Here is a 10,823-nt window from a genome sequence, read left to right on the forward strand (position 1 = left end):
TGTTCAATTATGGAACATAAATTACACACAAAATGCACGGATACGGAGCAAATAGTAATAACTGAAGTTTTAAGTAAAATTTGTGTCATTTTATATCGATTATATTTTGTTTGATTTAGTTTGGTTTAGTTTAATATAGTTAGTTTTTAATTGATTTAATTCAATGTATTAGAATATTTGTTTTTATTTAAAAGTTTTTAACATATGGCACATTAATTGCTATATAATTATGATTAAGATCCCATAATGGACGGGTAGTTTATTAGATTCAACCATCTGGGGATGTAACGAAGAAGAATAAAATTTACGAGGAGGAAGATTCATGGGTGGGTATATCGGAAAAATATTACGTGTTAATCTCACGGAAGGAAAAATCAGTACTGAACCGTTAAACATGGAACTTGCAAAGAAGTATTTAAGCGGACGTGGTCTTGCCGGGAAAATGTTTACAGATGAGGTAGCTTCAGATGTTGATGCCCTTTCTCCTGAGAACAAGATATTTATTGCTGCCGGTGCTCTTACAGGAACGAATGCTCCAACTTCAGGTCGTTATGTAGTAGTGACAAAGTCTCCTTTAAATGGCGTAGTGGCCTCTTCAAACTCAGGAGGACAATGGGGCGCTCACATGAAATTTGCGGGTTATGATATGGTCATCTTAGAAGGCAAGGCTGACCGTCCCGTTTATCTAAGCATTCATGATGATGTAGTAGAGATTAAGGATGCAGCTCACGTTTGGGGCAAAGATGTCTATGCCACAACTGATACCTTAAAAAAGGAATTTGGAGATGACAAGGTTAAAGTCTTATCCATAGGTCCTGCCGGTGAGAACCTTTCATTAATATCTGCTGTCATGAACGATCTTTACAGAGCTGCAGGACGCAGTGGCGTTGGCGCTGTCATGGGTTCCAAAAATGTTAAGGCAATTTTGGTTCGTGGAACCGGTAAAGTAGAAAATGCCAATCCGGATGTCATGAAAACTGTCTTAAGCTCAGCCTTAGGCAAACTTAGAGAAAATGGTGTAACAGGTCAAGGACTTCCCACTTACGGAACGGCGGTTCTGGTCAATATTATCAATGAAAGTGGTATTTATCCGGTTAAGAACTTCCAGGAATCCTATGATGCTGAGGCGGATTTAATCAGTGGTGAAACCATGACTGCAAATCATCTGATTAAAAAAGACCCTTGCTATCGCTGTCCCATTGCTTGTGGACGTTATAGCAAATGGGAGGGCGGCGAAGGTGCCGGTCCGGAGTACGAAACAGTTTGGGTATTTGGTTCGAACTCAGGTATTCACGACTTTGATGCAATTCATAAGGCCAATGATTTGTGTAACAAATTAGGGTTAGACACAATTTCTGTTGGTGCTACAATTGCTGCCGGTATGGAATTAGTGCAGAGAGGCTATATTAAGCCTGAAGAACTCGATGGTACACCACTTGAGTTCGGCAATGCTGCGGGAATGGTTGAGTGGGTTCGCAAAATTGGCTATGCCGAAGGCTTAGGAGCTAAAATGGCTTTAGGTTCTTATCGTTTCGCTGAAAGCTATGGTGCTCCTGAACTGTCCATGACTGTGAAAAAGTTAGAAATTCCAGCCTATGATCCACGGGGAGTACAAGGTCAGGGACTTCAATTTGCTACCAGTAATCGTGGAGGCTGTCATGTTCGTGGGTATATGATTTCTCCGGAAATCTTAGGATTACCAGAGAAGCTTGACCGTACTTCGTTAGAGGGAAAAGCAACTTGGGTTAAGATATTCCAAGACCTTACAGCTGTCATTGACTCCCTGGGACTATGTTTATTCTCCTCCTTTGCCTTAGGTCTTTCGGATTATGCTGCCCTAGTAAACGCAGTGACAGGTGCCAATTATACAGATGAAGAACTCTTAGCCTGTGGAGAACGAATTTGGAATAATGAACGCTTGCATAATTTGCGCGTCGGATACTCTGCTGCTGAGGACACCCTCCCGAAACGTTTAATCCAAGACCCAATTGTAGATGGTCCTTCCAAAGGCCAAACCCTCAAATTGGCAGAGCTTCTGCCTAAGTACTACGCTGAGCGTGGTTGGGACGAAGCGGGTGTGCCTACCCCTGAGTGCCTGACAAAACTAGGAATGTAATCCAATACAGTTGGACATTCAGAGCGTATAGTCTAAAATTCAGATATTGAATTTTAAAGAATACTTGATAAAATGTTTATTAATAAACAAAATATTAAAGGGGGGACTCTATTTAAGGGTCTCCCCTTCTAGTACCATGGTATAATAGTCTAGGAATCCCTAATAATTAAACCATTACTATTACGGGGGGGTAGTTAGAGTGCGTGTAACGGTTAAACTATTTGCCACATTTCGAGATGGCCGTTTTAAGGTTGAAGAGCGTGAACTTCCGCAAGGAAGCAACGTCTTAAATATTCTCGAACCGTTAAACATTAAACCTGATGAAGTAGCTATTTGTCTTGTTAATGGACGAGATGTAAATGCCCAGCACTTTCTAAACGATGGAGATACTATTGCTCTTTTTCCACCTGTTGGAGGGGGCTAAACATGCTGGAAGGTCGTTATGTACGTAATCAAGAAACTTTGACGGATCAGGATCAGAACAAACTGCTAGCTTCCTCAGTGGCAATAGTAGGGTGTGGGGGACTTGGCGGTTATATAGCTGAGGAACTTGCCCGAATCGGGGTCAGACGATTAGTGCTGATAGATGGAGACCGTTTGGAAGTCAGCAATCTTAATCGGCAGATTATGGCGACGGAAGAATCTATTGGGCTGTGGAAGGTTGAGGCTGCCCGGGATAGATTGCAGAAGGTAAATTCTGAAGTTAAAGTTGATATTATTAAAGAGTGGTTTGAAGAGGAGAGAGGAACAGATTTCTTTAACGAAGTCGACTTGGTTTTTGATGCTCTTGACTCTCTAGCCACAAGAGTTGTATTAGAACGGGTTTGTCATCAGCTTAAGCTACCTTTGGTTTTTGCCAGTATTGCCGGATGGTATGGTCAAATTGGAGTGAGTTTACCCGGTGATTTTAGCGTTTTGCGCTTATACGGCCATGGGGAACGGGGAGTAGAGAGTAAATGGGGGAATCCGGCTTTTACGCCTGCCGTCTTAGCAAGCCTGAGTGTTGCAGAAGGGGTAAAACTATTGATTGGTAGTATACCGGCTTTGCGTCGGGCTTGGCTACAGGTGGATTTATTAACTATGGAATTTGAGCGTTTTGAATTGCCTAGTATTGAGCCTTAAATAAATGTATTGAAGATTAATCACCAACACATTAAAGATAATTCAGAAACCAGAAAAACCAGAAAAAAACGAAAATAAGTCGCTGAAAGGTGTAATTAGAGCATGGGAAGTAGTAGTGAATTATTTAAAGTTCATACATTGTCTGAAGCGATCGACTCCTTAAGGCCATATATTCTTTCCTTTTATGAGCGGGTGGAGCAGATACCCTTAAAGGAATCTTTGGGGCGTATTCTTACTATGGATATTCCGGCGACTTGCGCTGTGCCTAATTTCCGTAAATCAACGATGGACGGGATGGCTGTAAGGGCGGCAGATACTTTTGGAGCCAGCGAAAGTATGCCGGCTTTGCTGGAGTGTCTTGGGGAGATAAGGATGGGTGAGGCTCCTACGAAATCTTTAGGAAAAGGAGAAGGGATATTAATACCCACGGGGGGGATGCTGCCTGAGGGAGCAGATTCTGTGGTTATGGTTGAACGACTTGAACATTTTGGGGAAACACTTTATGGTGTGACAAAAGCTGTTGCCCCGGGGGAGAATCTTATTGAGATTGGGGAAGATTTTGCTGAAGGGGAAGTCTTGTTATCAAGGTTCACAAGAATAAGAGCTCAGGAGATGGGGCTTTTAGCGTCTCTGGGGATGAACAATGTTCCTGTGCTTCCCCGGTTTCAGGTTGGAATCCTTTCCACGGGGGATGAAATTATTCCTCCGGAACAAAAACCTCTTCCCGGTCAATCAAGAGATATTAACGGCTACACTTTGCTCGGGCAGGCCTTAGCAAGTGGTGCGGATGCTCGCCATTATGGCATTGTCAAAGATAATCTCGAAGAACTCCGTTCGGTACTGGCGCAGATGTTGAAGGAAAATGATATTGTTTTGCTCTCCGGAGGGAGTTCCGTTGGGCTGCGAGATTTATCCGCTCAACTTATCAGCGAATTAGGAGAGCCGGGACTGCTTTTCCATGGCTTGGCCTTAAGGCCGGGCAAGCCAACAATTGGTGGTGTAGTAGATGGGAAATTAATTTTCGGACTTCCCGGGCACCCCGCCTCAGCAATGGTAGTTTTTGATGCACTGGTTCGTCCTTGGATAGACGGATCAGCCATAAATCCACAAGTCGATCCTCTGCCCCAAGGTGTGTTATCCCAAAACCTATATTCGGGAAGCGGACGTGAAGAGTTTGTAAGAGTTAAGTTGGTACCCCATACCGAAGGTTGGCAAGTTGAGCCGGTTCGCGGAAAATCGGGGTTAATTCGGACGATGGTGTTAGCTGATGCCATAGTACATATAGGGTTAGACACAGAAGGTATCGAAGCAGGGAAAGAGGTTTCTTTCCGGCTTTTGCGTTAAAAAATATCTGCTATAAGGGGAGGCTTAATAACGTGGAACGCCAAATATATCTTGAAAATACAGCTTGGCAGGATGGACTTAAGCTGATGATGGACAAGCTTGGAGAGCGATGTATTCCCAAAAACGAATTTATCGATGTACGTTCAGCATTGCATAGAATTACAGGAGCAATTGTTCGGGCTAAAAAGAGTTCGCCTCATTTTGCGGCTTCAGCCATGGATGGTTATGCTCTTAGGGCTAGGGATACTCATGGAATCTCTGAGAGAGAGCCCCGTTGGTTAAAGCTTGGAGTTCAAGCCATTCAAGTAGATACAGGAGACCCGCTTCCGGAGGGAATGGATGCCGTCGTCATGCTGGAAGATGTTTTGGAATTGGGTGAGCAAGGAATTCTGCTCCAAGCTCCTATTGTACCTTGGAATCATGTCCGACCTGTAGGAGAAGACATGGTTGAAGGGGAGGTGCTTTTGCCCATTCACCACCGCATTAGGCCTCAAGATCAAGGGGCATTACTGGCGGCGGGAGTGCTAGAGGTGGAAGTACGACGTAAACCCCGAGTTGGCATTTTACCAACAGGGGATGAAATACGTCCCGTGGAGGCAAATCTTCAGGTAGGGGATATTGTCGACAGTAATTCTACAGTGCTGGCTTCCCTTGTTGAAGAATGGGGCGGATCAGCAACCATATGGCCGATTACTCCGGACAAACCGGAATTGCTGGAAGCAGCAATTTTAGAAATGGCAGCATCACAAGATGTTTTAATCATCATTGCCGGATCATCCCAAGGGCGGGATGACTATACATCGAGTTTAGTTAGTAAGCATGGGAATCTTTATCTCCATGGAGTAGCTATTAAACCGGGAAAGCCAGTGGTCTTAGGTGAAGTTCAAGATAAGCCAACCATTGGAATCCCGGGATATCCAGTTTCCGCTTATCTGACCGCTCACTTATTCTTAGAACCATGGGTGAAGCATTATCAAGGCTTAAGTAAAGATTCTCAGACTAGTCTGGATGCTGTGATCAGTAAAAAAGTATTTTCTTCATTAGGGAGCGAAGAGTTCGTTCGAGTCAAAGTTGGGAAAGTCGGAGAGCGTTGGGTTGCCGCCCCTTTAAGCAGAGGAGCGGGTGTGACCATGAGCCTAGTACGAGCTGATGGGATTTTGCGAGTACCACGCTTACAAGAAGGCTTTCATGAGGGTGAAACAGTTCCTATTGAGTTGCTGCGTCCGGTTTCAGAGTTAGAAGAAACCCTTGTTTGCATTGGATCCCATGATCTTACCCTAGACGTTTTAAGCAGCCATATGAAAGCCAGAGGCGGCTTCGGAGGGATTGCATCGGCACATGTAGGGAGTCTGGCCGGAATCCTGTCCTTGCGCAAAGAGGAAGCTCATTTTGCAGGTATCCACTTACTCGATCCTGAGACGGGGGAGTATAATCATGCATACTTAAAACGTTTCTTGCCGGGAAGAGATATGGCTTTGATGAACTTAGTTTATAGGACTCAAGTGCTTATCGTACCTAAAGGAAACCCTCTAAATATCAAGACCCTGGCGGATTTTACTAAGCCCGGTGTTCGATTTGTTAATCGCCAGGGGGGATCCGGAACTCGAGTGTTGTTTGACTACTTGCTCCAGCAGCAAGGGCTAAGTAAGGACCAAATTATAGGGTACGAGCGAGAAGAATTTACCCATTTAGCCGTTGCTATCGCTGTAGCCTCGGGTGCCGCAGATGTGGGCCTGGGTATTCAAAGCGCCGCGGAAGCCTTAGGTTTAGACTATATTTTCGTTGGAGAAGAACGGTATGACTTGGCAATTCCTCGTGAGTATCTTGAGGAACCGCGCATGAAGGCCATGATTTCCGTGATTCAAAGCAAAGAATTCCAAGACGAAGTGTTGGCCTTAGGCGGATATGATGTAAGAGAGACAGGAGTTTTTTACATTTAACAGTTAGTTTGCTGTATGTAAATTTATATTTTAGTACGACAAATGCTTTTAGTGTTTGTCGTTTTTTTATTTAACCGGTGAATATCTAAGAATTAAGTGTTCAAATATGGTGCTCTGCCCAAAAAAAGTGTCCCAAACTAGAGCAATAAATAATTAATTAAAATTATAATGAGTCTTTGAATTATTTAAAAAATAAAGAATATAGCCTACAAGCAGGCTGTTGGTATTGATAAATCAAACATTTCAGACTTTTGGCATGAGTCTTGCAATATAAACTCAACAATAAACGATAAACATATTTCAGAGAAACTCGGAAGAATGAATAGGAGGAAACGAATATGTCAAATTATCAAGTGTACGGGTATTTTATGCCAACAGTTAACCTTATGGGTGCAGGAGCAGCTCAAGAAACCGGTAAACAAGCAAAATTGTTGGGCGGAAAAAGTGTGCTATTGGTAACCGATGCTTATCTCGAAAAAATTGGTATGGCTCAAGAAATTGCTGACATCATTGCAAAAGAAGGCCTTAAAGTTACTATATATGGAGGTGCAGAACCAAATCCAACGGATAAAAACGTACATGATGGATTAGACATTTTCAATAAAGAAGAATGTGATCTAATTGTTTCCGTAGGTGGAGGATCTGCCCATGATTGTGCCAAAGGAATCGGACTGGTTGCAGGTAATGGTGGAAGAATTAACGACTATGAGGGCGTTGATCAATCCCCGAAACCGATGGCTCCAATGATCGCTATCAACACTACCGCAGGTACAGCTGCAGAGATGACAAGATTCTGTATTATCACAGATGTTGCTCGACATATAAAAATGGCCATTGTTGACTGGCATGTTACTCCAAACGTCTCGATTAATGATCCTTTACTAATGATGAAACAACCACCTAGCTTAACCGCTGCTACAGGAATGGACGCCTTGACTCATGCTGTTGAGGCCTATGTATCCACAGCCGCAACACCGGTTACAGATTCAGCTGCTCTGATGACCTTTAAATTAATCAGTAAATACCTGCGCCGCGCAGTTGCCAATGGTGATGACTTCGAAGCTCGTGAACAAATGGCTTATGCCCAATTCCTTGCAGGTATGGCTTTCAATAATGCCAGCCTCGGCTATGTCCATGCAATGGCTCATCAATTAGGAGGATTCTATAATCTGCCTCATGGGGTATGTAACGCAATTCTTCTTCCCCATGTTTCACGCTTTAACATGATTGGTAATATGGAGCGTTATGGGGAGATTGCTGAAGCAATGGGTGAAAACATTACAGGGCTTTCTGCAAGAGATGCAGCAGAAAAATGCTTTAGCGCAATCAGTACCTTATCTCAAGATGTTGGAATCCCTACCGGATTGTCTGCCCTGAATGTTAAAGAAGAAGACTTTGAACTGATGGCTGGCAATGCTAAGTTAGATGCATGTCAAGCTACTAATCCTCGCACAGCTACCCTTGAACAAGTAATTCAAATTTATAAAAATGCTCTGTAATTAGATTTTCTAGAGTAAGTTAATAAGCAAAGGAAAAGCTCGCTGTGGATTACTCCCGGCGAGCTTTTTGTTTTAGCGGGTAATGTTAATAATAAATATGATTCAAGGAGTTGCGCAATTATTTACCAAATGAGCAGTGGGGATAGGTGCAAACCGGGCATTCAAGACAAAGTCCGCCACTTCCAAGTTTTACAATATCATGGCGTGTCAGCCTTTCCCCGGTGAGAATACGGGGTGCAATTAAATCAAAGGCAGTAGTCTTAGCATACATAACGCACCCGGGTAAGCCCATAATAGGAACATTTCCAATATAGGCTAACAAAAACATGGCACCGGGTAATACCGGGGCTCCATAGGTAACGAGTTCGGCCCCCATTTCTTTGATTGCTGTGGGAGTAACATCATCAGGATCTACTGACATTCCGCCGCTGACTAAGATCATTTCGGCACCCAGTGCCAACTGATCTTGGATGCAACTTTGGATCATGGCTACATCATCATTGGCAAATTTTTGATCAAGGATTGTTGATCCCCAGTTTTCAACTTTAGAACTTAGAACGGGGCCAAATTTATCTTTAATTCGCCCATGAAAGACTTCACTTCCGGTTATGATAAGTCCTACCTTAAAAGGCTTAAGGGGCCGCACTTCAAGAATGGGAGATGAGAAAGCCTTAACAGTTTCTTCGGCCTCCAGGATTATTTTTTCTTCAATCATTAAAGGAACAACTCGAGTTCCGGCAATTTTGTCATCCTTCTTCACCGGATAATGGTTGTGACGAGTAGAGAGAATAACCCCTTCCAAAGTATTCAGTGCTAAAACACCATCTTCTGAAGAGTAAAGCAGTCCGTCGTAGGCAGCGGTAAGTGTGATTTTTCCTTCTTTAGGTTCGTCAAGGATAAGTCCGGAACCGGCCACTGCCTGAGCAAGTCTCTCTGCAGCCTCGTTTTCGTGAATGAGGCCAGGCTTTTGATCCCAAACATAAATATGCTCTTTACCCATACTAAGCAGAACGGGAATATCCTCCTCCCGAATAACATGTCCCTTGCGGAACCTGGGGCCCTTAACGACACCCGGGATAATTTGAGTCATATCATGAATGAGGGTTGCACCAACAGAATCTCGGACTTTAATTTTTTCCATGGGATAGCCTCCAATACTAGATAAGTGAATTCTCACGTTTGTATGGTTGAAATGATACTTGTACATTATGATGGTATCGCATTCTCAGTGGGAGGTCAAGCGGTGTTGTGTTGAGGGGACCGTCCCCTCAAGACACCCCGTCCCCTGCAAGGAAGATTGGCCTTAAGTATGTTATACTGATATAATCTGAGTATGAAGATGATTAATTAATCTGCCTTTCAACCATAAAGGCAGTTTCTAGGGAGATCGAGCTATGGATAAACAAGTGAATCTAGGACTTAAAAAGGCATTTGAACTTAAATTGGAAGCAGCTTTAATTACAGTAACAAGTGTATTAGGATCCACCCCCCGTAAACCGGGAGCCCAGATGTTAGTTTTTGCAGATGGGTCGACCGTTGGGACTATTGGAGGTGGGTGTGGCGAAGCAGAAGGCAGGCGCGAGGCTCTTAATGTTATAACTGCTCATGAATCTAAAATATATAGTTTAAATATGACCGCAGATATTGCTCAAGAAGAGGGGATGGTCTGCGGTGGAATTATGGAATTATTCATCGAGTATGTGGACACTCAGAGTTCTGCAGAAAAGATAAACTTCTATAAGGATTATCTAACAGCCCTGGAGAGTAAAAGCTATCCAATTCTCGTGACGGTAATCCAAGCCCAAAATAATGAATTATTAGGAAATAAGCTCTCTATTGAAAATAATAATTTTCTGGGAGATTTGGGGATCAATGAATTAAATAGGATAGCCGTTGAGAAAGGTAAAATAGCTGGGCGTAAATGCCAGCCTTTCATTATATGTTTAAGCTCTGAGTTTGAACCATGTGAAAGCTCTTCGCCAAAATTAGGCTATCGATTGCTGGTAGAGCCGGCATCGACAGTGGTTCAATTATTAATTCTTGGGGCCGGTCACATTGCAGTCCCTCTGGCAACCATGGCTAAAATTGTTGGCTATGAGGTAACGGTGGTGGATGACCGTTCATCCTTTGCGAATACATATCGATTTAGTACGGTTGATAGAGTAATTTGCAACGACTTTGAACAAGCGTTAGAGAGCATTGATATCGGCCCGCAAACCTTTGTTGTAATTATTACCAGGGGGCATCGTTATGATAAAGTTTGTTTAAGGAAAGTAATCAATAAACCTGCCGCTTATATTGGGATGATCGGTAGTCGTAGAAGGGTTAAATCCCTAATTTTGGATTTGGAAACAGAGGGTATCGCAAGTGAAGCTTTGCAAAAAGTGTATTCTCCTATAGGCTTAAAAATTGGGGCCGAGACCCCTGAAGAAATTGCCGTCTGTATACTTGCTGAGCTGATCAAAGTTCAAAGGGAACTTGACACATAACTTCTTATCCTTTAGGTCATCCTAACAAGGACATCATGAGTGATGGGAGTGATTAAAGGTGACTAAGACGGATAACGAAGCGGACTATAAGGCTCATTTGCAAGAACATATGGACAACACGGTAGCTAATTTGAAAGAAGCTGAAGACTACTTAGAAGAGCACGCCGGTGAGTTGACTGCTGCTAAAAAACATCTCATTGAAGATCAAAATGAGCGGCGCAAAGAAAGCATCAAAGGGTTTGTATTAGGGAAAAACAGCTAAGACCTGGGAGTTGCCATCTACAGACAATTAAGCATGTCCCAGATTCGTCAC

Annotated in this window: 9 protein-coding genes; 8 read left to right on the forward strand and 1 reads right to left on the reverse strand. The window is 43.2% G+C overall.

Annotation, left to right across the window (positions count from 1 at the left end; genetic code table 11):
- Positions 1-322 precede the first annotated feature (322 nt).
- From DP73_RS20670 to DP73_RS20695, 6 genes are all read left to right on the forward strand, one after another.
- A complete protein-coding gene (locus DP73_RS20670) occupies positions 323-2,116 on the forward strand; it encodes an aldehyde ferredoxin oxidoreductase family protein (RefSeq protein ID WP_034602232.1) in 1,794 nt (597 codons plus the stop codon).
- Between the two features lie 199 nt (positions 2,117-2,315).
- Positions 2,316-2,540, forward strand: coding sequence for a MoaD/ThiS family protein (locus DP73_RS20675; RefSeq protein WP_034602233.1), 225 nt, complete (start codon positions 2,316-2,318; stop codon positions 2,538-2,540).
- Between the two features lie 2 nt (positions 2,541-2,542).
- Complete coding sequence (locus tag DP73_RS20680) at positions 2,543-3,238, forward strand: HesA/MoeB/ThiF family protein (protein ID WP_034602234.1); 696 nt, start codon at positions 2,543-2,545, stop codon at positions 3,236-3,238.
- Between the two features lie 102 nt (positions 3,239-3,340).
- Positions 3,341-4,582, forward strand: a complete 1,242-nt coding sequence (gene glp / locus DP73_RS20685; RefSeq protein ID WP_034602235.1) for a gephyrin-like molybdotransferase Glp — start codon at positions 3,341-3,343, stop codon at positions 4,580-4,582.
- Positions 4,583-4,614: 32 nt separating this feature from the next.
- On the forward strand, positions 4,615-6,522 hold the full coding sequence (locus DP73_RS20690) for a molybdopterin biosynthesis protein (RefSeq protein WP_034602238.1): 1,908 nt from the start codon (positions 4,615-4,617) through the stop codon (positions 6,520-6,522).
- 338 nt (positions 6,523-6,860) lie between these two features.
- On the forward strand, positions 6,861-8,021 hold the full coding sequence (locus DP73_RS20695) for an iron-containing alcohol dehydrogenase (RefSeq protein WP_034602239.1): 1,161 nt from the start codon (positions 6,861-6,863) through the stop codon (positions 8,019-8,021).
- A gap of 118 nt (positions 8,022-8,139) precedes the next feature.
- Here DP73_RS20695 and DP73_RS20700 read toward each other — a convergent pair whose 3' ends face one another.
- On the reverse strand, positions 8,140-9,162 hold the full coding sequence (locus DP73_RS20700) for a molybdopterin-binding protein (protein ID WP_034602241.1): 1,023 nt from the start codon (positions 9,160-9,162) through the stop codon (positions 8,140-8,142).
- 253 nt (positions 9,163-9,415) lie between these two features.
- Here DP73_RS20700 and DP73_RS20705 point away from each other — a divergent pair, with 253 nt between their 5' ends.
- Entirely contained in the window at positions 9,416-10,510 is a 1,095-nt protein-coding gene (locus DP73_RS20705; RefSeq protein ID WP_034602243.1) for an XdhC/CoxI family protein, read from the forward strand.
- 58 nt (positions 10,511-10,568) lie between these two features.
- A complete protein-coding gene (locus DP73_RS20710; protein ID WP_034602245.1) occupies positions 10,569-10,772 on the forward strand; it encodes a spore protein in 204 nt (67 codons plus the stop codon).
- Positions 10,773-10,823 lie beyond the last annotated feature (51 nt).

Source organism: Desulfosporosinus sp. HMP52, from assembly GCF_000765145.1.
GTDB lineage: Bacteria > Bacillota > Desulfitobacteriia > Desulfitobacteriales > Desulfitobacteriaceae > Desulfosporosinus.

What these genes read in the sequence shown, in the direction of transcription:
- DP73_RS20670 (WP_034602232.1), top strand. Translation starts at nt 323, where the DNA reads ATGGGTGGGTATATCGGAAAAATATTACGTGTTAATCTCACGGAAGGA.
- DP73_RS20680 (WP_034602234.1), top strand. Translation starts at nt 2,543, where the DNA reads ATGCTGGAAGGTCGTTATGTACGTAATCAAGAAACTTTGACGGATCAG.
- glp (WP_034602235.1), top strand. Translation starts at nt 3,341, where the DNA reads ATGGGAAGTAGTAGTGAATTATTTAAAGTTCATACATTGTCTGAAGCG.
- DP73_RS20695 (WP_034602239.1), top strand. Translation starts at nt 6,861, where the DNA reads ATGTCAAATTATCAAGTGTACGGGTATTTTATGCCAACAGTTAACCTT.
- DP73_RS20700 (WP_034602241.1), bottom strand. Translation starts at nt 9,162, where the DNA reads ATGGAAAAAATTAAAGTCCGAGATTCTGTTGGTGCAACCCTCATTCAT.
- DP73_RS20705 (WP_034602243.1), top strand. Translation starts at nt 9,416, where the DNA reads ATGGATAAACAAGTGAATCTAGGACTTAAAAAGGCATTTGAACTTAAA.